Raw genomic sequence first — 21,420 nt, 5'->3', positions numbered from 1 at the left:
TCCCACGGGCGACGGGCCGACCGGGCCGGAGTCACGGGCGGGCCGGAGCCGCACGGGCGCTCGGTGATCGGTGATCGTGATCGGTGATCGGGCGCGGGTCACATCGCCCGGGTGCGGCCCTCCCAGTAGGGGTCCCGCAGCCTCCTCTTGTAGAGCTTCCCGTTGGGATCGCGGGGCATGGCCTCGATGAAGTCCACGCTCTTGGGCCGCTTGAAGCCGGCGAGCCGGCGTTCGCAGTGGCCGAGGATGTCGGCGGCGAGCGCCGGGCCGGCCTCGTGGCCCGCGGCCGGTTCGACCACGGCCTTGACCTCCTCGCCCCAGTCGTCGTGCGGGATGCCGAAGGCGGCCGCGTCGGCGACGGCCGGATGGGCGAGGAGCGCCGCCTCGATCTCGGCCGGGTAGATGTTGACCCCGCCCGAGATGATCATGTCGATCTTGCGGTCGCGGAGGAAGAGGTAGCCGTCCTCGTCGAGCAGGCCCAGGTCCCCGACGGTGAAGAAGTCGCCGATGCGGTTCTTCCGGGTCTTGGTCTCGTCCTTGTGGTACGAGAATCCGCCGGTGCTCATCTTCATGTATACGGTGCCCAGTTCACCGGGCGGCAGACGGTTGCCGTCGTCGTCGAAGACGGCCAGTTCGCTGATGGGCCAGGCCCTGCCGACCGTGCCGGGCTTCTTCAGCCAGTCCTCGGCGGTCGCGAAGGCCCCGCCGCCCTCGCTGGCCGCGTAGTACTCCTCGACGCTGTCGCCCCACCACTCGATCATGGCGCGCTTCACGTGGTCGGGGCAGGGGGCGGCGCCGTGGATGGCATGCCGCATGGAGGAGACGTCGTACCGGGCTCTGACCTCGTCGGGCAGGGCGAGCAGCCGGTGGAACTGGGTCGGCACCATGTGGGTGTGGGTGCAGCCGTGCGCGTCGATGACCCGCAGCATCTCCTCGGGCGTCCACTTGTCCATCAGCACCAGCCGGTGACCGATGTGCAGGGACGCGCCGGCGAACTGGAGGACCGCGGTGTGGTAGAGCGGCGAGCAGACGAGGTGGACGTTGCCGTCGAACGGCCGGATGCCGAAGATGGCGAGGAAGCCGCCGAGGTAGGACTCCTCGGGGAGTTTGCCGGGCAGCGGGCGCCGGATCCCGCGCGGGCGGCCCGTCGTGCCCGAGGTGTAGTTCATGACCCAGCCGAGGGTGCGGTCCGCTGGGGCGGACCCGGGCTGTCCGTCGAGGAGTTCGGCGTACGGCCGGAAGCCCTCGATCGCGCCGACGGCGTACCGCCTCTCCCCGGGCAGCTTCGCCTCGTCGGCGGCGAGCCGGGCTGCGTCCGCGAACCGTTCGTGGGCGACGAGGACCTTCGCGCCGGAGTCGGAGACGATCCAGGCGATCTCGGGGCCGACGAGATGGTGGTTGACGGGGACGAGATAGAAGCCCGCCTGCGAGGCGGCGAGGTAGGCGACGAGGAACTCGACGCCGTTGGGCAGGACGACCGCGAAGGAGTCGCCGCGCCGCAGACCGGCGGCGCGCAGGCCGTGGACGAGCCCGTTGGCGGCCTCGTGCAGCCGTCCCGCGGTCCACTCCTCGCCGCTGGGGGAGACGAGGACGACGCGCCCGGGATCGGCGGCGGCCTGGGCCCAGAAGCCGTTGGGTGCGGTGCTCATGCCTGTTCCTCCCTGCCCGCGATGCGGTTGATGCGGTCGACGGCGCGCTCGAAACCCCGGGTCAGGTCGTCGAAGACCTCCTGGACGGCGCGTTCGCTGTTCATCCGGCCGACGATCTGCCCGACCGGCGTGCCGAGCAGCGGCTCCACCTCGTACTTCTGGATGCGGGAGACCGCGTCGGCGACCAACAGCCCCTGGAGCGGCATGGGGAGGGTGCCGGGCCCGTCGGGGTCGTCCCAGGCGTCGGTCCACTCGGTGCGCAACTGGCGTGCGGGCTTGCCGGTCAGGGCGCGGGAGCGGACGGTGTCGCCGGAACCGGCGGCGAGCAGCTTCCGGGTGACGGCGGGCGAGTGCATGTCGGCCTCGGTGACCGTCAGCCAGACCGACCCGAGCCATACGCCCTGCGCGCCGAGGCTGAGTGCGGCGGCCACCTGCTGTCCGCTGCCGATCCCGCCCGCCGCCAGGACGGGCAACGGGTCGACGGCGTCGACGACTTCGGGGGTGAGCACCATCGAGGCGATCTCCCCGGTGTGCCCCCCGGCCTCGTAGCCCTGGGCGACGACGATGTCGATGCCCGCCTCGGCGTGCTTGCGCGCGTGCCGGGCGCTGCCCGCGAGGGCGGCCACGAGCACCCCCCGCGCGTGGGCGCGTGCCACCACGTCGGCGGGCGGTGAGCCGAGCGCGTTGGCGAGCAGCTTGATCGGATAGCCGAAGGCGACGTCGAGCTGTCCGCGGGCGACCTGTTCCATCCACCCGGTGATGCGCCAGCCCGCCGCGTCGCCCTCGGCGAGTTCGGGGACCCCGTACTTGGCGAGCGTGTCCTTGACGTACTGCCGGTGGCCTTCGGGGATCATCGCCTCGACGTCCGCCTCGCTGACGCCCTCGACCTTCTTCGCGGGCATGACGACGTCCAGGCCGTAGGGCCTGCCGTCGACGTTCGCCTCGATCCAGTCGAGGTCGCGTTCGAGGTCGGCGGGGGCGGTGTAGCGGACCGCGCCGAGCACACCGAATCCGCCCGCGCGGCTGATGGCCGCGGCGACGGCGGGAAACGGCGTGAAGCCGAAAATGGCGTGCTCGACTCCCAGTTCCTTGCTCAGCTCCGTCTGCATGGCCGCAGAATGCCGCAGACGTCCGGACGAGGGAAGGCCTTTTCTGATACTCCGTCAGATCATCGACACCCGCCGGGAAGGGTTGACAGGCCCGCGCCTGACGGGAAAGTTTCACTCGGCACGGCAGATCAGAAAGATACTTTCAGGCCATGTGACCGAGAGGCTTCTCGATGACCGAAGGCGCGAAGGGCAGATCGGGTGACGGGCTGACCCGTCGCCAATGGGGCAAGGGCGTACTGGCCGTGGGCGGAGCGCTGACCCTCGCGCCGTTCCCGGCGGGCCCGGCGGCGGCCTCGGCGGGCGACGGCCGGCGGACCCTGCGGCACGGGACCCCCCGGCAGGCCGGTCTGCTCGCCGGCCATCTGCGTCAACTGGTCGTGGACGCCGAGGCGTTCCTCGCCCCCTCGCCCCGGCATCCCTGGTACGCCGGAGCCGTGCTGCTCGCCGGGCGCGGCCACACGGTGGCCCTGCACCAGCCGATCGGCATGGCCGTGCGCTACTCGGCGTACGACGAGAAGTCCGACACGGGAGTGGAGTTCCCGGCCGACCGGCAGATCCCGGCGGCCCTGGACACGGTCTACGATCTCGCCTCGGTCTCCAAGCTGTTCACGTCGATCCTCGCGGTCCAGCAGACGGAGCGCGGCGCCCTGGAGCTGGAGGCCGCCGTCGCCTCGTACCTCCCGGAGTTCGCGGGCGGTGGCAAGAGTGGCGTGACGATCCGTCAATTACTCACCCACACCTCGGGGTTCCGCTCCTGGATCCCGCTGTACGGTGCCCCGACCCGGGAGGGCAAGCTCCAGCTCGTCTGGGACGAGGTGCTCCTCCATCCGCCGGGCACCACCTACCTCTACTCCGATCTGAACCTGATCTCGCTCCAACTGGTCCTGGAGCGGATCACCGGACGGAGTCTCGACACCCTCCTGCGCGACGAGATCACCGGCCCCCTCGGCATGGACCGCACCCGCTACAACCCGCCCGCCGACTGGAAGCCGCAGATCGCCGCCACCGAGGACGCCCGGCAGCCCTGGTCGGGACTGGACCGCGGACTCGTGTGGGGCGAGGTCCACGACGAGAACGCGTACTCCCTCGGCGGGGTCGCCGGTCACGCGGGGGTCTTCTCCCGGGCCTGGGACCTGGCGATCCTCGGCCGTACGCTGCTCAACGGCGGCGCGTACGGCGGGACCCGCATCCTGGAACCCGAGACGGTGGACCTGATGTTCACCGACTTCAACACCGCCTTCCCGGGCGACGAGCACGGTCTGGGCTTCGAGCTCTACCAGCACTGGTACATGGGCGCGATGGCGACACCGCGCACCGCGGGCCACACCGGTTTCACCGGCACCTCGCTCGTCCTCGACCCGACGACCGACTCCTTCCTGATCGTCCTCGGCAACTCCGTGCACCCGGTGCGCACATGGCGATCCGGCTCCGCACCCCGGGTCGCCACCGCGAACAGTCTGGCGCGCGCCGTCCCGGTGCGGGCCCCGCGCGGCCGTACGTCCTGGTTCTCCGGTACGGCGAGCGCGACGACGGCGACGCTGACACTGCCCCCGCTCGACACCACGGCCGGCCCCACGCGGCTCGACTGCGCCCTGTGGTGGGACACCGAACCGCTCTCGGACCTCCTGTACCTGGAATCGTCCGCGGACGGCGGCACGACCTGGCGGCCGGTCCCCTTCACGACCCGGCGACGGTCCGAGGCCCCGCGGGACCATCCGGCGGGCACGGCCGGCGGATGGTCGGGGCGGGTGTGGCACCGGCTCACCGCGGACCTGCCGGACGCCGCGGCGCTCACCCTGCGCTGGCGGTACGCGACCGACCGGCTGTACGTCGGCCGGGGCGCCTATGTCGACGCCCTGCGGGTCGAGGCAGGCGACCGCGTCCTCTTCGACGAGACCCTCCCCGCGGACGCCGCGCGGATCGCGGCGGTGGGCTGGGTGCCGTCCCGGGACTGAACTCGGGGTGGCGGGGGCGGGCGCCGATCCCACCCGAGGGATCCGCCGGATGCGAGGTCGTCGGGCAGCGACGCACCGGCGGCACCTCGGTTCCCGCTGTCGCTGTCGCCCTCCCCACCGCCGCGCCGCCCCTGTTCCCTCCGCTCGGGGCACGGTCCCGAGCGGGAGGGAACAGGGGCGGCGCGGCGCGGCGCGGCCTACCGTCCCTGGCCCAGCGACTCCAGCACGGCCTTAGCCGCGTTGTGGCCCGGTACCCCGCTCACGCCGCCGCCGCGCACCGCGCCCGCCCCGCAGAGCAGCACGTTCGCGTGCCGGGTCTCGACGCCCCAACGGCCGGTGCCCTCCTGGACGTAGGGGAAGGCGAGGTCACGGTGGAAGATGTTGCCGCCCGGCAGCCGCAGATCGCGTTCCAGGTCGAGCGGGGTCCTGGCCTCGATACACGGCCGCCCGTCCGCGTCGGTGGCCAGACAGTCGGCGAGGGGCTCGGCGAGATGCTCCTCCAGCTGCGCCAGCGTCGACTTCAGCAACTCCCCCCGTACGGCGTCGTTGTCGCGCTCGAAGAGCCGGGCGGGTGTGTGGAGGCCGAAGAGCGTGAGGGTCTGATAGCCCTGCTCGGCGAGGTCCCGGCCCAGGATGCTGGGGTCGGTGAGCGAGTGGCAGTAGATCTCGGAGGGCGGCGCGGCGGGCAGCTCACCGGCCGCGGCCTGCGCGTGCGCGGTGGCCAACTGCTCGTAGCCCTCGGCGATGTGGAAGGTCCCGGAGAACGCCTCACGGGGGTCGACGGAGGTGTCGCGGAGTCTCGGCAGCCGCTTGAGCAGCATGTTCACCTTGAGCTGGGCGCCCTCGGCCGGGGTCGGCGGCTCGTCCCCGGTCAGGTGCGCGAGCTCCTGCGGCGAGGCGTTCACCAGGACGTGACGGGCCGCGACGACGCCCTCGCCGTCGGCGGTCCGGTAGGTGATCTCGGCGGACTCGCCGTCCGTCTCGACACGCAGCACCTCGTGTCCGGTGGCGATCACCGCGCCCGCGGAGCGCGCCGCGCCGGCGATCGCGTCGGTGAGGGCGCCCATCCCACCGACGGGCACGTCCCAGTCTCCGGTGCCGCCGCCGATCACGTGGTAGAGGAAGCAGCGGTTCTGGCGCAGCGACGGGTCGTGCGCGTCGGAGAAGGTGCCGATGAGCGCGTCGGTGAGCACCACACCCCGGACGAGGTCGTCGGAGAAGTACTCCTCGACGGCCGCGCCGACCGGTTCCTCGAACAGGATCCGCCAGGCCTCCGCGTCGTCGACCCGCGTCCGCAGCTCCTCACGGGTGGGCAGCGGCTCGGTCAGCGTCGGGAACACGTTCCGGGCGACCCGGGCGGTCATCCCGTAGAAACGCCGCCACGCCTCGTACTCACGGTCCGATCCGGTCAGCCGGGCGAAGGCCTCGCGGGTGCGCCGCTCGCCGCCGCCGACGAGCAGCCCGGTGGGCCGTCCGTCGCGCTCGACGGGCGTGTACGAGGAGATCGTGCGGCCCCGGACCCGGAAGTCGAGCCCCAGGTCGCGCACGATCTTCCGGGGCAGCAGGCTCACCAGGTAGGAGTAGCGGGAAAGGCGCGCGTCGACTCCGGCGAACGGCCGCGTGGACACGGCGGCGCCACCGGTGTTCCCCAGGCGCTCCAGCACCAGCACGGACCGCCCGGCGCGGGCCAGATAGGCGGCGGCGACCAGTCCGTTGTGGCCTCCGCCGACGATCACTGCGTCATATCGCTCGTGTGCAGGCATGATTCTTCGTAGCACGTGACGATCTACGTCGGCCAGGGGTGCGCGGCAAGCGGCGGGCGGCCGTACGGGCCCGCGCGGCCACCGGGGGCGCCGCCCGGATTCCCGGCTTCCGCTCGCGAAACCCCGAGGTCCCGTCCCCTGCCGTCGAGGTCGTCCCGGGGTCGGCGCCCGGTCAGCGCCCTCCGGCCGCCCGCTGCTGCCGCAGCGCGGCCACCCTCCGGTACAGCTCCGCGGCCTCCCGTCCGTGCCCCAGCTGCTCGAGGCAGTGCGCCTCGTCGTTGCGGCTCGCGAGGGTGTCGGGGTGGTCGGGACCGAGGACGCGGTCGCGGGCGGTGGAGACCCGCCGGTACTCGGTGAGGGCGTCGGCCCAGCGGCCGAGCCAGCCGAGTCCCACGGCGACCTCCCGGCGGCTGACGAGGGTGTCGGGATGGTCCGCTCCGAGTACGCGCTCGCGGATGGCGCACACGTCCCGGGATTCGGCGAGGGCCTCCTCCCAACGGCCGAGACGGCCGAGGTTCACGCCCAGCCCGTGCCGCGCGCGCAGGGTCTCGGGATGCGCCGGGCCCTGCGCCCGGGTGCGGTCGTCGACGAGGGAGCGGTACAGCTCCAGCGCCTGGGCGCTGCGGCCGAGACGGCCGAGGCTGATGCCGACCTCGTAGCGGGCGGCCAGGGTGTCCGGGTGGTCCGGGCCCAGTTCCCGCGCGCGGGCCGCGGCCACTTCCTGATAGCTGTGCAGAGCCTCGGGCCATCGCCCCAACTGGCCCAGGGCGTAGGCGACTTCATAGCGGGTGACGAGGGTGTCGGGGTGGGTCGGCCCGAGCACCCGGGCACGGGCGGAGGCCACCTCGCCCGCCATGCGGTACGACTCCTCCAGGCGCCCGAGCCTGCTGAGGTTGAAGGCGAGGTTGTGGCGGCAGCGCAGCGTGTCGGGATGGTCGGGGCCCATCACGCGCTCGCGGACGGAGAGGACCGAGGCGTAGGCCTGGTGCGCCTCGAAGTGGCGGCCCAACTGTCCGAGTACGTAAGCCATTTCCTGTCGCGCGGCCAGGGTGTCGGGATGGTCGGTGCCGAGCGACCGCCCGCGCGCCTGGGCGACGCGCGCGTACTCGCGCAGCGCCTCGGCGGGGTGCCCGGTGCGGCTGAGGGTGAAGCCGATCTCGTAGCGGCTGGCGAGGGTGTCCGGGTGGTCGGGCCCGAGCAGACTCTCCCGTTCGGCGGCGACCGCCCGGTGCACCTCTCCGGCCTCGGCCCATCGGCCGAGCCTGCCCAGGTTCAGTCCGGCGTTGTGCCGCCCCGTGAGGGCGTTGAGCGACTCCGCCGCCGGGGACCGCTGTTCGCTCGTACCCGGCGGGGGCGGGACGGTGGTGAGGGGACGGGCGATCCACTCGCCGGTGAGACCGGCGGAGGCGTCCGGCGGGGTGACGCGCAGTCCCGCCCCGGTGGCCTTGCGGCCGGTGGTCATGCCCTGGGTCCAGGAGGGCAGTCGGGGTTCGCGGGCGGGCGGCTGTGCGGGGCCGGACGGGACGGGGGGTGCCGGGGAGCGCCGGCCCACGGCGGGATGCGGCAGGGACGGGGTGACGACCGTCGGCACGTACATCGGGGTGGTGCGGCCCGCGCTGATGCGACGGCCCAGTTCGCGGGCGTCCCGCGGACGCTGCTCGGGCTGTTTGGCGAGCAGGTCGAGGATGATCCGCTCCAGGTAGTCGGGGAGTTCCGCCCGGTGGTCGCGCGGCGGCTCGGGCACGGTGTCACGGTGGCCGACGAGGACGGACCAGGCGTCCTCGAGGTCGAACGGCGGTGCCCCGGTGGCGATTTCGTAGAGCACGCAGCCGAAGGAGTACAGGTCGCTGCGGTGGTCGACCTCCGAGCCGCTGATCTGTTCCGGCGACATGTAGTGCGGGGTGCCCATCGCGATGCCGGTGCCGGTGAGCCGCGAGGTGAATCCGATGTCGTGACCGAGGCGGGCGATGCCGAAGTCGCAGATCTTCACGGTGCCGTCGGTCAGCCGCATGATGTTCGCCGGCTTCAGGTCGCGGTGCACGATGCCCTGTTGATGGGTGTACGCGAGCGCGGCCGTCACCTGCTCGGCGATGTCGACGACCAGGTCGACCGCCAGCCGGCGCTGCGGGTTCTCCTCCAGGAGCTGGCTGAGGTTGCTGCCCTCCAGCAGTTCCATCACCAGGTACAGCACTCCGTCGGACTCGCCGAAGTCGTGGACGACGGTCACGCCCCGGTGCTGGAGGGCGGCCGCGACCCGGGCCTCGCGGCGGAACCGCTCGCGCAGGACGCGGGTGAAGGACTGGTCGTGGTGCGGGCCGAGCGGCTTCAGGCATTTGACGGCCACGTGACGGCCCAGTGATTCGTCCCGCGCCCGCCACACCTCGCCCATGCCACCGCGCCCGATCGGATCGAGCATCCGGTAACGACCCTGGATCAGCCTGCTCTCCGTCATCTCGCGTGATCGCCCCCGTCACCGCTCGACCCCGAGCCCGCCCCCCGGCGCCGCCCCGTCCAGTATGACGAGCTATTCGCCGACTTTGTGCGGCACCGGGCGCGAGCCGGGGCCGAGCCGTGACACGGTCGGGAGAATGTCTCCGCGCGGAGGATGCCCGTGCCGTCGTAGGGGGACACGGCGCGGCGTGATGTCCGTGACGCACGGACTCCGTGTCACCAGGGGCGGGCGGCGACGGCGCCCTGTGGGACAACGCGTGGGCGCGCGGCGGCAGAACGGCGCACCCGGCCCGGACCGCACGCCGCCCCCGGTGGGGCGCGCGCCGGGACGGGCTTCGGACGGCGGGCGGGCCCGCGGAGGGACCGGCCGGGTCGCGGACTCCTGAACGGCGGAGCGTTCGGGATGTGCCGCTGCCCCTGTGGCCCCACTGGACGCGACGACGTCGACGGGGACGTCGTCGCGTCCGCCCGCATCACCGTTCAACGATTGCAGTCGATCGTTCGCATGGGTGTGAAGCCGGTCCCGGTCGTGTTGAGCGTCCATGCCGTGCCGGTCCATACGGCGTGCGGATTCACGGCACCGCTCCCGGACGCCGAGCTGAAGCCCTGGCCGGTGACCGCGTTGCAGATGACATTCACCTCGGTGGCCCCGAGCCGGACGTCGAGACCGTTGAGCTTCGCCCCGGAGCACGCCGAGTTGGTCGCGCTCGTGGTGGTGCTCGAACAGGTGAGCGTCGCTCCCCGCACGATCTGAGTCGGCAGGAACTGACCGAACACCGGTTGGACCGCCCCGGGTCCCTGCGGGCCCGTGGGCCCGGTGTCGCCCTGTGGACCCGTCGGCCCGACGGCGCCTTGCGGACCGGTGGCCCCGGGAACACCCTGGGGACCCGTCGCCCCGGAACCAGCACCCGGCACGCCCGGAGCACCCTGTGGACCCGTCGGCCCGACAGGGCCTTGCGGACCCGCCACTCCGGGTTCGCCCCGTGGGCCCTGCGGACCTGTCGGCCCCTGCGGACCTGCGGGCCTGACCGTGCAGCGGTCGTCCCTTCCGTTGCCGTGCTGGTGACCGGGCCTGCCGAACGGGTCGCCCATGACCACCCAGCACTCGTCGGCTCCGGGACCACGTACCGACGTCGCACCCTCGGGTACGGAAGTCCGCGGGCTCGCCAACGCCGGTTCGGCCTGCCCGAGCACCGCGACGGTCAGCAACGCGGCGGCGCCGCCGGCTCGCCACCTGACCTGCCGGGGCCGCGGCCCCGTGCCGGACCGGATCTGTCTCTCAGGAGTCATGCTCGAGCGCTCCTCGGAATGGGGAGGGGTCGGGGAAACCCCACTCGCGGCATCCTCCGGCAGGAATCTCACGGGCGCGCGTTCTCGACGCCAGGCGCGCCGAACAATCATGCGATCGGTCGAACACTTGGTGCGTTCGCCGGGCGGGAGGACCCGTCGGACTTGCTGGACCCGCCGGATCTGCCTGCTGCCGCCCGGGTTGTTCGAACGCCGCGGGTGGATCACCTTCCGGACCGAAGCACCCTCGTGGTGCGGTCGACGAACCTCAGGCCCCGGACGGATACGCCACGCCCTGTCTGCACAACCCATCCCGACCCGGACCTCAGGTGCGGCGCAGCGCGCCCCGCGGTACGGCCGAAACCTCCGCCCTGTTTCTCGCGGCCGCGACTGCACTCGGCGATCGGGATCTCGTCCCTCTTCGCGAGCGAATCGAGCCGCTCGCTCGCGAGGTGTACCGTCGGTCGACCTCCAGCGGCAACAAGCTCCTCAAGGACAGCGACGCTCCGGCCACATTGCTGCGCGCCACCGCACCGCGCGTCTACGGATCCCAAAGACGCTCCACATAGGCGTGATCGTGAACATCTCCTCACTCCCCGGCATCACCGGCTGCGCAGGCATCGGGGCCTACGCGGCCGGCAAGTAACGAGCCACCGTCAACCTCATGACCCGCCGCCTCGCCCACGAGTCCACCCCGAACCGGCGTGACAGCTAAACCAAACGAAACGGAGAACCGAGAATCAAAGCTTCACCGAGGCAGTCCGTTGTCCACAACGTCTCTCTGATCGAATGCGTTGCCGGACGCCTCGGTAAAACGTCACCATGAGGCTCGGTCCCAGCCGCTGTGCCTAGGAGGGAACGATGGACCGGGAAGTCGTCCGTTCGGAGTTGCAGCAGGCCGGTGCCACGTTCCACGAACTCTTGGACGCGGCCGACGCTGACGACCTGCGCCGCCGGAGCAGCGGAACCCGTTGGACCAATGAGCAGTTGCTCTACCACATGCTCTTCGGCTACATCGTCGTGCTGGCACTGCTGCCCCTGGTGCGTCTGTTCGGCCGTCTTCCGCCGGGCGCGAGCCGTGCTTGGGCCAGGTTGCTCAATGCCTCCACACGCCCGTTCGACGTGATCAACTATCTGGGGGCCGTGGGCGGCGCCCGGCTGTACAACCACCGTCGCATGGGTGCGAAGTTCGATCGCACCCTTGCGGCCCTGTCCCGTCATTTGGAAGCGGAGACCGAGGCGGCGTTGGCGCGGAGGATGCACTTTCCCGTGCGGTGGGATCCCTTCTTCAAAGACGCGATGACCCTCGAAGACGTGTACCGGTATCCCACTCAGCACTTCGACTTCCACCGCGGCCAACTCACCCTGGACACCACGTCCTGACCCGCACCGCAGGGTTGTGAGCTGCCGGCCGCGCCCTGCGGGAAGTCGCCGTCGGCCTCCTCGACGACCACCTGCGCGACTGCGTCACCAACGCCGCCCGCACCGACCCCACTCAGGCGAGGAGAAGTTCACCGAGCTCACCACCGCCTTGCGCCGCGCACTGCGCCGGTAGTCATTACGGTGGGGTCTCTCGCTCCCGCCACTCGACTCACCGCCTTACCCCTCCGGGGTATATTGACCGCGACCAGTCGTTTCACTCGAGTACGGACGGAAGCAATGACGACAGCCGGCCACCGGTCAGACGGCGCTCGCGGCGCCGTACTGCGGTGGACAGGCTCCGCCGTCATCGCGCTGCTGGCGGCGCTCGCTCTTCTCGTCCACCACGAAACGGCGGGCGCCCTCACGCACGTGCCGCCTGTCCGGGCAACGGCGGGCATGCACCATACGGCCACGCCGCCGATGTCCGTCCACACGAGCGGGCACGCCGTGCCGTCCGCAGTCACAGCCCCGGCCGCGGGCCACGACGATGACGGAGAGTGCTGCGGCACGGTGGGGCAGCACTGCTCCGCCGCCGGCGTCGACGGGCTGAAGTTCGGACCTCCCCACCAGCCCTCTGCCGGCTGTGTTCCGGCCGTCCACCCTGGTGCGGCCGGTGGCCGGGACGTGCCGGGAACGACGGGCCGGGCACCACCCGACCTTTCCGTCCTCTCTCGATTGCTGCTGTAGGCCGCGTCCACGGCTGCGCGCGCTCACTCGCGCCCGGCCGTGCCCTCACGCGAGTCGAACAGAAGTAAAATCGAGAAGAAGGACACCCACTGTGAACAGCATGGACCGCCGCTCTCTCCTGCTGGCCGGGCTCGGCGTCGCGGGCGCGGGCGCGCTCGCCTCCTGCAGCGGCTCCGGCAGCACGCCCGCCCTGATCAGTCCCTCCGGGCCGGCCGTCGCCGCTGCGGACCAAAAGCGCACCAGGACCGGCCGCACCCACGAGCTGACTCTGACCGCGGCGCAGGCCAAGCTCGATCTGGGCGCCGGGATCACCGCCGGGACCTGGGCCTTCGACGGCCGGACGCCGGGAAAGGAGCTGCGCGTCTCGGCCGGTGACACACTGGCAGCCACACTGTCCAATCAGCTGCCGGACCAGACCGCCACCTCCGTCCACTGGCACGGCATCGCCCTGCGCAATGACATGGACGGCGCACCGCCGGCCGTCCAGCGCGCCGTCCGCGCGGGACACAACTTCACCTACCGGTTCACCGCGGATGCCCCCGGCACCTACTTCTTCCACCCGCACGTCGGCGTCCAGCTCGACAGGGGCCTGTACGCGCCGTTGATCGTGGATGACCCGAGGGAGCCGCTGTCGTACGACGAGGAGTGGGTGGTCGTCCTCGACGACTGGCTCGACGGTGTCACCGGCACCCCGGACGACGTCTTCGCCGAGCTGAGGCAGGGCATGGGCGGCATGCACATGGGCGAAGACTCCAGCAGCCCGTCCCGCTCCTCCGGCCACGAGGGCCACGACATGGGGGACATGGACATGAGCGGCGGCATGGACGGAACGGGCAGTACCCCCTCCGCGTCTCCCTCCGGCGCAGGCAGGGGATTCATGCTGATGGGCGCGCAGAGCCGACTGCTCGGGGGCGATGCCGGCGACGTGAACTACCCTTACCACCTGGTCAACGGGCGCGTTCCGGCCGACCCAGCCGTCTTCCGCACCAAGCCCGGCAAGCGGGTGCGGCTGCGTCTGATCAATGCCGGCGGCGACACCGCCTACCGCGTCGCGCTCGGCGGCCACAAGCTCACCATCACCCACACCGACGGCTTCCCTGTCCGGCACCAGCAGGTCGACGCCCTGCTGATCGGCATGGGCGAACGCTACGACGTCCTCGTCACCCTGGACGACGGCGTCTTCCCCCTGGTGGCCTCGGCGGAGGGGAAGAACGCCACCGGCATGGCCGTCATCCGCACCGGCTCCGGCAGCACTCCCAAGGCATCCGTCCGTCCGAGGGAACTGGACGGCATGCTCATGGCCGCATCGCAGCTGCATGCGGCGGACGACGTCCGACTGCCGTCGAAGAAGGCCGACCGGGTCCACCGCATCGAACTGACCGGCGGCATGATGACCTACAACTGGGCCATCAACGGCAAGCGGTTCGACATGGACAACCCGACCGCGCACACGATCACCGTGGAACAGGGCCAGCGAGTCCGGCTCGACTTCGTCAACACCACCACCATGTGGCACCCGGTGCACCTGCACGGCCACACTTACCAGCTCGGCGGCAGCGGACCGCGCAAGGACACCACCATCGTGCTGCCCAAGAAGACGGTGCCGGTGTTCTTCGACGCCGACAACCCGGGGCAATGGATGCTGCACTGCCACAATGCCTACCACGGCGAGGCAGGCATGATGGCGCTGGTCGCCTACGAAGCCTGATCCCCTGTACGCGCCTCCCTGTTCCGTCCAGCCCCTCAAGCTGTCGGAAAGGACACCGGCGGCCGCGCCGCCGCCACCGATCGCGGCCCAGACACCGAGCGCCTTGTTGCGCTCGGCGCCGTGGAAGGTGGTGGTGACTAGGGACAGCGCGGCCGGGGACAGCAGTGCGGCACCCACCCCCTGGGCGACGCGCCCGCCGAGCAGCGTCGGCGCGTCCTGCGCCAGGCCGGTGGCCAGGGAGGCCGCGGCGAACAGGGCGAGCCCGGCCAGCAGGGTCCGCCGGGGGACCGCACCGGCGCCTGGATCGGCTACGGACAGCGCGCCGAGGCCGAGTACCCCATCCGCGAGCTGACCGACGGCGAGCGCATCAGCCTCGGCGAGGTCGGCGGATACCTGCGCGAACCCGAAGGCGCCTTCCCCGCCCTGGCCGACGAGATGGAGCAAGCCGGCCGTCTCACCGCCGACGAGCCGCGTCGGGCTCTCGATGGCGAGGAGCGGCCGCCGGCCCTGGACGTGCGCAACGCCGCGGAGCGCAAGGAGGGCTTCATCGAGGGCTCGCTGTACATCCCGCTGGCCGAACTCGCCCGTCGTGCCGACGAGATCCCGGCCGGCCCCTGGTCGTCCACTGCGCGGGCGGCCACCGCTCCTCCATCGCAGCCGGCCTGCTGTGCCACCAGGGCCGCACCGACGTCGCCGATCTGCTCGGCGGCTACGGCGCCTGGCCCGCCCAGCCCGCACCGGCCGGCGCCTGATCCACCGCACTCCGGGGGGCGGCCGCGGGCATCGGCCGCCGTCCGTCCCGAGAACACGGGGGACGGCGAGGCGGACCCGTAGGAAGACGCCGGTACGGACGAGGATTGCGCTCACGCGGAGGAATGAGGTGCACGAGATGGACGCAGTGGGCTGGGACGAGCGGTACCGCGGCAGCGAACTGGTGTGGAAGGCGGAACCCAACCGGTTCGTCGAGGAGGAGTTGTCCGATCTGGAACCGACCGGGCGGGCGGTGGACATCGCCGCCGGTGAAGGGCGCAACGCGGTCTGGCTGGCGGAACGGGGCTGGGACGTGGACGCCGTCGACTTCTCCGCCGTGGCACTGGAGAAGGCCGGGCGACTGGCAGCCGACCGAGGTGTGCGCCTGCACGCCGTCCGCGCCGATCTGACCGCCTGGGCCCCTGACGAGGAGAGCTACGACCTGGCACTGATCGCCTATCTCCATCTCCCGTGGACCGCGATGGCCCAGGTACTGCTCCGGGCCGCTACCGGCGTACGCGAGGGCGGAACCCTGCTGCTCGTCGGCCACGACGCGAGCAATCCCGAGCGAGGTCACGGCGGCCCCCAGGATGCGCGTGTGCTGTACACCGTCGAGCAGGTGGCCGACATCTGGCGGCCGTACGCCGACATCCTGCGGGCCGAGACGGTCACCCGCCCGGTGACCGACGCCGACGGCAACAGCCGTACGGCCGTGGACGGCCTCGTACGGGCCGTGCGCCGTTGACGTCGTCCCGCGCAGACCAGGCACATCGGTCGGCGTGCCAGGCGAATGGAGCATGCCGGGTGCGTTCGAGACGCGGATGTCCAGGCTTCCCCTCGAACCCCGGGGTGCGGTGCAGCGAAAGCAAGCTGAAACGGGTTGTAGAAACTTGCAGCAAATTCTTCCATGAGTCTTGTCGACTCCTCCGCGCGGTGGCACTGTCTTCCCCGCGCGGTGCGGCGCTCCCGGGTCGGGTCCCGGTGTCGCGGCAACCGTCGCCGCGGACTGCCCACCCACAGCACTCCCCTGCCCCCGGAGCCGCACATGCATCTCACCCTCCACACGCCCGCAGCTCCCAGATCCCAGATCCCGGAGACTGCGGGCCATCCCCGCCTCCACCGCCCTCCTCACCGCCGTCACGCCGCTCGCCCTCGTCGGCGGCAGCACGCCCGTGGTGGCCTCGCCACCCGGCATGGGCGACGACGTCATCGCCGACCTGTTCCGGTGGAACGGGAACTCCGTCGCGTCCGTCCACCTGACCGGTCGTGACCGTCGACGCGAACGGCAACGCGACCGTCGCCGTCGCGCCCGAGGACACGGTCGCCGTCAACAGCCCCTGCACGGGCAGCAGTTGCAGCCATGCGGGCAGGTCTCCGTCGCCTTCGACGAGTACCCCGACACCTACTACCGCCAGAACGTGGACGTGGTCGGCTCCATCCCGGCGCCGGGCAACAGGAACACCGCCGCGGTGGTCCCGCTCTCGGCCGCCGGCTGCCCGACCTGGTCGACCGCGCTGACCTCGCCGTCCAGCTCGAGCTTCGCCTACAAGTACGTCAAGAAGAACCCGGACGGAACGATCACCCGGGAGAGCGACCCCCACCGCTCCTGCACCACCCCCGCCTCCGGAGCCGTCACCCTCGACGACTCCTGGCGCTGACACCGGCCGACCGCTCCCGGTCCCCGGGGACCCGTCGGCTCCCCGCCGCTCGCGTCCCCACCCCCGCGCTCCGACTCCACCCCACCCCACCCGAGGACGGCAGGTACGGGCAGCCGCAGGCCGCTGCGCGTACCCGTCCGCCCTCGGCATGCCCGGAGGCACTCCCCTTCATGAGCCGCAGACCACACCCCCGCGCCGGAATACGCAGAGCCGCAGCCCTCGGCGTGTCCGCCGTCCTGCTGGGCGCCGGCACCGTCTCCCTCTCCTCCTCCCCGGCCAGCGCCGCCGCGCCGAGCACGGTCACCCTGGCCGGAACCTTCGGCAGTGAGATCGGCTGCTCCGCCGACTGGCAGCCGGACTGCCCGCAGGCCCAGATGTCCCCGCGGGCCGACGGCACCTGGACCGCCTCGTTCAACGTCCCGGGCGGCAGCTACAACTACAAGATCGCGATCAACGACGACTGGACCGAGAACTACGGTGCGGGCGGCGTGGCGGACGGCTCGAACATCTCGATGACCGTCCCAGCAGGCGGCGAGGTCGTCGACTTCGTCTACGACCCCAACACCCACCTGGTCACCGACGACTCCGCCCGGCCCGCCGTCACGGCGGCCGGTGACTACCAGTCCGAGCTCGGCTGCGGCGCGGACTGGTCCGCCACCTGCGCCACGACGCGGATGACCGACCCCGACGGCGACGGCGTCTACACCTGCAGCACCACCGCGATCCCGGCCGGCAGCTGGAACACCAAGGTGACCCTGGGCCAGTCCTGGACCGTGAACTACGGCGCGGGCGGCACGGCGAACGGCGCCGACATCGCCTTCGACGTGCCCTCGGCCGGGGCGACCACCACCTTCTCCTACAACTCGGCGACCCACTGGATCACCGTCGTGAGCAACGGCGGCAGCACGTCCTCGCTGAACACCCTCGGCGCGCTCTACACCCCGACCGGCACCACCTTCCGGCTCTGGTCGCCGGACAGCTCCAACGTCAGTGTCAGCGTCGGCGGCAGCAGCCACCCGCTCAGCCCGACGACCCTCAGCGGCTACACGAACGTCTACCAGACCGTCGTCAGCGGAGACCTGAAGGATCAGACGTACCAGTTCCACGTCGGCGGCGTGGCCGTCCCCGACCCCTACGCCCAGATGACCACCCCCGGCACCACCCGGGGCGTGGTCGTCGGCACCGCCGCCGTGACGCCCACCGGCGGCAGCTGGGTGGCGCGCCCGGCCCTGACGAACCGTGAGGACGCGGTCGTCTACGAGCTGAGCGTCCACGACTTCACGATCGACGCGAGCTCCGGCGTCGACGCGGCCAAGCGCGGCAAGTTCCTCGGCCTGGTGCAGACCGGGACGACGGACAACGGCGCGAAGACGGGCATCGACCACCTGAAGGAGCTGGGCGTCACCACCGTCCAGATCATGCCCTCGTTCGACTTCGGCAGCACCGTGCCCAACTGGGGCTACGACCCGGTGGACTACAACGTTCCTGAGGAGCAGTTCTCGCAGTTCACGGCGCCGGAGGACCGGATCCGCGAGTTCAAGGACATGGTCAACGTGTTCCACAAGAACGGCATCCGCGTCGTCATGGACGTCGTCTACAACCACACCTTCAGCAAGAGCGTCTTCGGCAACATCACCGGCAAGTACTACACGTCGACCGACCTGTCCGGCACAGGCAACTCGATCGACGACGGCAACCCGATGGTCGCCCGCATGATCCAGGACTCCCTGGAGCACTGGGTCCGTGACTACAACATCGACGGCTTCCGCTTCGACCTGGTCGGCGTCCACCACACCGACAACGTCAACACCTGGGCCAACCACCTCAACACCGCTTACGCCGGTCGCACGCTGATGATGTACGGGGAGCCCTGGAACGGCGGAGCGAGCGACCCGCAGGAGCCGCAGAAGGTCCGCTACGGCAACCTCCCCACCCTCGCGCCCGCACACTTCGGCGTCTTCAACGGCGTCTACCGCGACGCGATCCGCGGTGGCACGGACACGAACACCATGGGCTACATGGGCGGCACCGGCAACGCTGCGGCCATCGCCTTCGGCATGCGCGGATCACCCACGGACGCCAACAGCACCTCCCCGGTCTCCAACCTGTGGACCCCGGCCTTCGCCGAGGACCCGGAGCAGACCATGAACTACGCCTCGATCCACGACAACCTGAACCTCTACGACAAGATCACGTACTCCGGCGCGACCGGCGGAGCCACCGGAACAGCCGGCCGCATCGACCGGTTCGCCGTCGGCATGATCCTCACCTCCGAGGGCGTCCCGGTCATCGCCGAGGGCGACGAGTTCCTCCGCTCCAAGGTCGTGAGCGGCGACTACCCGACCGCGATGAACTCCTACGCCGCCTCCGACGCCGTCAACGCGATCCACTGGGGCGACAAGACCGCCAACGCCAACATCTTCAGCTACTACAAGGACGCCATCGCGCTCCGCAAGGCCCGCGCGGCCCTGCGCCTCACCACCTGGGGCGCGGTGCACAACCAGGTGTCCGCGACCGTCGACGGCTCGGTGGTGATCGGCCGCTTCAGCTCGAACCCCGCCGCGCCCACGACCTACGACACCGTCGTCGTCGACAACCCCACCGGCAGCACCTACAACGTGGCGCTGCCGCCGGGGACCTGGACGAAGGTGCTCGACACCACCGGCGCCGTCGCCGCGAGCGACAACGCCTGCGCGAGCCTGGCGGTGACGGTCTTCAAGAAGAACTGACAACACTGCGGGTCTCGAACACTACGGCCGGACTGACAGTCGAGAGGCACCCCTCGGGGTGCCTCTCGACTCGGACACCGCGGTGAGAGCCACCAGCGGTACCAGGCGGTCACCATCGGGTGTGTGTTGTCGCGTTCACCCCCGCGGCGGGGAACCTCTTCCCGGCCGGGCCAAGGACGACCTTCAGCGCATGCCGGCGAGCGTCCGCTCAGCGACGAGGAACGCGCCGACGACGGCCAGGCCGCACTCGGCCATCTGCCGGAACGGCTGGTCGGCGTTCCAGCGACTGCGGCGCTCCTGCCGATCATCGCAGTCAACCAGGGCAAGAGATTCGCCGAGATACGGCACCACGTCCGAAGCCCGGCAGGGGAAGCGAGCCTGTCAGTCCACTGAGTGGCTGCTTCAATCCTCCGCCCTCCCCATGACGGAAGCCACCCTGCAGAAGACTCCGCGCGCTGTCGGAGGATCAGTTCCGCAGTGGTTCCTCGGTCCGGCGAGGGCGACTTCCACGCGTGACCAGTCCGGCCGAGTACCTGACCGGTGTCACCGGCCGGCTCGGAGGCGCCCCAGCCCCAGGCGGACCAAGGTCGCCACCCGTACCGGCAAGGCGATCACCAGGGGACGGTGAACGGCGGCGTGACCGCGATGGCGAACACGCCTCCCGGGCCCCGGAAGGCCTGCGGTCGGCCGGGGAATGCGGCAGCGGCCGGCCCTTGCACCACGAACCCGGCGGACGGCACGGCTGGATCTGCAACGCCAACCACGTAGGCAGCGGCCCGCAGCCGAGGACCGGACCGAGGCCGAAACCCCGACCTGAATACCCCCGGGGGTATCAATGTTAGAGTGCGTATACCCCGGGGGGTACATTCGACGGGAAGGAAGCATCTCCGTGTTCTTCATCGACACCATCGAGCTCGAGGGCCTGGGCAACCGCAGCTACCTGGCCGGCGGCGCGCGGACGGCCGTGGCGGTGGACCCGCCGCGCGATGTCGACCAGGTTCTGGCGGCCGCCGCGCGCCGGGGGATACGGATCTCGCACGTGGTGGAGACGCACATCCACAACGACTACGTCACCGGCGGTCTGGAGCTGGCGCGGGTCACCGGCGCCTCCTACCTGGTGCCGGCCGGGGCGCGCGTGTCGTTCACGCGGGTCCCGGTGACCGACGGCGACACCGTCACCGTCGACGGCGAGCTGGAGCTGCGGGCGGTCGCCACCCCGGGGCACACTCCGCACCACACCTCCTACGTCCTGCAGGACCAGGGGCAGCCGGTGGCCGCCTTCACCGGCGGCTCCCTGCTCATCGGCACGGTGGGCCGTCCCGACCTCGTCGAGCCGCGTCTGACCGAAGACCTGGCCCGCGCCCAGCACGCCTCCGCGCACCGCCTGGCGGCCGAACTGCCCGACGAGACGTCCGTACTGCCCACGCACGGCTTCGGCAGCTTCTGCTCCTCGGCACAGGCCGAGGGGGACGCCACCACGATCGGCAAGGAGAAGGCGGTCAACGCGGCTCTGACGACGGACGTGGACTCCTTCGTCGCCCAGCTCCTCGCGGACCTCGACGCCGTCCCCGCCTACTACACGTACATGGGGCCGGCCAACGCCGCCGGTCCCGCGCCCGTGGACCTGACTCCTCCGGCCGTCGCGGACGCCGACGAGATCGCCGCGCGGCTCGCGGCCGGTGAGTGGGTCGTCGACCTGCGCAACCGGGTCGCGTTCGCCGAGGGCCACGTCGCCGGGTCGTTCAACTTCGAGGCGGACGGCAAGATCGCAACGTATCTGGCCTGGATGATCCCTTGGGGCAAGCCGGTGACGCTCCTGGCCGAGTCCCCGGAACAACTGGCCGCCGCCCAGCGGGAACTGGTCCGGGTCGGCATCGACCGCCCCGCGGCCGCCGCCACCGGCACACCGCAGGACTGGACGGCCGAGGGCACCACGCTCGTGTCCTTCTCCCGCTCCACGTTCGCCGGCCTGGCCGAGCGGGGCACGGACGACATCGTCGTCCTGGATGTGCGGCGCGACTCCGAACGGGCCGCCGGACACATCGAGGGCTCCGTGCACATTCCGATCCACCAGCTGCGCAAGAGGCTCGGCGAGGTGCCAGCCGGCACCGTCTGGGTGCACTGCGCCGGCGGCATGCGCGCCGGTATCGCCGCCTCGCTGCTGGACGCGTCCGGCCGTGCCGTGGTGGCGGTCGACGACGGCTTCGACAACGCCGAGGCCGCCGGACTGACCGTCGTCACCGGCTGACCGC

14 protein-coding genes and 1 pseudogene are annotated in these 21,420 nt (G+C 71.4%); 9 read left to right on the top strand and 6 right to left on the bottom strand.

Features of this window, described 5'->3' with window-relative positions; all coding sequences use genetic code 11:
• Window positions 1-98: 98 nt before the first annotated feature.
• Both ACFYW7_RS27245 and ACFYW7_RS27240 read right to left on the bottom strand, forming a co-directional pair.
• Window positions 99-1,649, bottom strand: coding sequence for an acyl-CoA synthetase (locus tag ACFYW7_RS27245; protein WP_389506900.1), 1,551 nt, complete (start codon window positions 1,647-1,649; stop codon window positions 99-101).
• Window positions 1,646-2,758 (bottom strand): NAD(P)H-dependent flavin oxidoreductase, encoded by a 1,113-nt coding sequence (locus tag ACFYW7_RS27240; RefSeq protein ID WP_389506897.1) that lies wholly within the window; start codon window positions 2,756-2,758, stop codon window positions 1,646-1,648. Before ACFYW7_RS27240 ends, ACFYW7_RS27245 begins: the two co-directional genes overlap by 4 nt.
• 170 nt (window positions 2,759-2,928) lie before the next feature.
• Between ACFYW7_RS27240 and ACFYW7_RS27235 the strand changes: the two genes are divergently transcribed.
• On the top strand, window positions 2,929-4,713 hold the full coding sequence (locus tag ACFYW7_RS27235) for a serine hydrolase (protein ID WP_389506895.1): 1,785 nt from the start codon (window positions 2,929-2,931) through the stop codon (window positions 4,711-4,713).
• 197 nt (window positions 4,714-4,910) lie between these two features.
• On the opposite strand, the gene ACFYW7_RS27230 is transcribed toward ACFYW7_RS27235, so the two are convergent.
• Together ACFYW7_RS27230 and ACFYW7_RS27225 are read right to left on the bottom strand one after the other, a co-directional pair.
• Window positions 4,911-6,476, bottom strand: a complete 1,566-nt coding sequence (locus ACFYW7_RS27230) for a phytoene desaturase family protein (protein ID WP_389506893.1) — start codon at window positions 6,474-6,476, stop codon at window positions 4,911-4,913.
• A gap of 172 nt (window positions 6,477-6,648) precedes the next feature.
• The gene (locus ACFYW7_RS27225) at window positions 6,649-8,928 is read right to left on the bottom strand and encodes a tetratricopeptide repeat protein (protein WP_389506891.1); all 2,280 of its coding nucleotides are present in this window, start codon (window positions 8,926-8,928) and stop codon (window positions 6,649-6,651) included.
• Window positions 8,929-9,432: 504 nt separating this feature from the next.
• Between ACFYW7_RS27225 and ACFYW7_RS27220 the strand changes: the two genes are divergently transcribed.
• From ACFYW7_RS27220 to ACFYW7_RS27210, 3 genes are all read left to right on the top strand, one after another.
• Entirely contained in the window at window positions 9,433-9,681 is a 249-nt protein-coding gene (locus tag ACFYW7_RS27220) for a hypothetical protein (protein ID WP_389506889.1), read from the top strand.
• Window positions 9,682-11,075: 1,394 nt separating this feature from the next.
• Entirely contained in the window at window positions 11,076-11,597 is a 522-nt protein-coding gene (locus tag ACFYW7_RS27215) for a DinB family protein (RefSeq protein ID WP_389506887.1), read from the top strand.
• A gap of 817 nt (window positions 11,598-12,414) precedes the next feature.
• On the top strand, window positions 12,415-14,031 hold the full coding sequence (locus tag ACFYW7_RS27210) for a multicopper oxidase family protein (protein ID WP_389506885.1): 1,617 nt from the start codon (window positions 12,415-12,417) through the stop codon (window positions 14,029-14,031).
• 48 nt (window positions 14,032-14,079) lie between these two features.
• On the opposite strand, the pseudogene ACFYW7_RS27205 reads toward ACFYW7_RS27210, so the two are convergent.
• Window positions 14,080-14,313, bottom strand: a pseudogene (locus ACFYW7_RS27205) (MFS transporter); the annotation flags it as partial.
• A 17-nt stretch (window positions 14,314-14,330) separates the two neighbouring features.
• Here ACFYW7_RS27205 and ACFYW7_RS27200 point away from each other — a divergent pair.
• From ACFYW7_RS27200 to ACFYW7_RS27185, 4 genes are all read left to right on the top strand, one after another.
• A complete protein-coding gene (locus ACFYW7_RS27200; RefSeq protein ID WP_389507238.1) occupies window positions 14,331-14,783 on the top strand; it encodes a rhodanese-like domain-containing protein in 453 nt (150 codons plus the stop codon).
• Between the two features lie 137 nt (window positions 14,784-14,920).
• Window positions 14,921-15,526, top strand: a complete 606-nt coding sequence (locus ACFYW7_RS27195; protein ID WP_389506883.1) for a class I SAM-dependent methyltransferase — start codon at window positions 14,921-14,923, stop codon at window positions 15,524-15,526.
• A 448-nt stretch (window positions 15,527-15,974) separates the two neighbouring features.
• Entirely contained in the window at window positions 15,975-16,439 is a 465-nt protein-coding gene (locus ACFYW7_RS27190; protein WP_389506881.1) for a carbohydrate-binding module family 20 domain-containing protein, read from the top strand.
• 170 nt (window positions 16,440-16,609) lie between these two features.
• Complete coding sequence (locus ACFYW7_RS27185; protein WP_389506879.1) at window positions 16,610-19,168, top strand: alpha-amylase family glycosyl hydrolase; 2,559 nt, start codon at window positions 16,610-16,612, stop codon at window positions 19,166-19,168.
• Between the two features lie 183 nt (window positions 19,169-19,351).
• Here ACFYW7_RS27185 and ACFYW7_RS27180 read toward each other — a convergent pair whose 3' ends face one another.
• A complete protein-coding gene (locus tag ACFYW7_RS27180) occupies window positions 19,352-19,519 on the bottom strand; it encodes a hypothetical protein (RefSeq protein WP_389506877.1) in 168 nt (55 codons plus the stop codon).
• Between the two features lie 538 nt (window positions 19,520-20,057).
• Between ACFYW7_RS27180 and ACFYW7_RS27175 the strand changes: the two genes are divergently transcribed.
• Window positions 20,058-21,416: a rhodanese-like domain-containing protein gene (locus ACFYW7_RS27175; RefSeq protein WP_389506875.1), complete on the top strand. Its 1,359-nt coding sequence runs from the start codon at window positions 20,058-20,060 to the stop codon at window positions 21,414-21,416.
• Window positions 21,417-21,420: the final 4 nt, after the last annotated feature.

It is taken from the genome of Streptomyces sp. NPDC002580, assembly GCF_042889485.1.
In the GTDB taxonomy this organism is placed as follows: domain Bacteria; phylum Actinomycetota; class Actinomycetes; order Streptomycetales; family Streptomycetaceae; genus Streptomyces.
The sequence above is the reverse complement of the archived record's forward strand: the minus strand, read 5'-3'. Positions and strand labels throughout refer to the sequence as shown.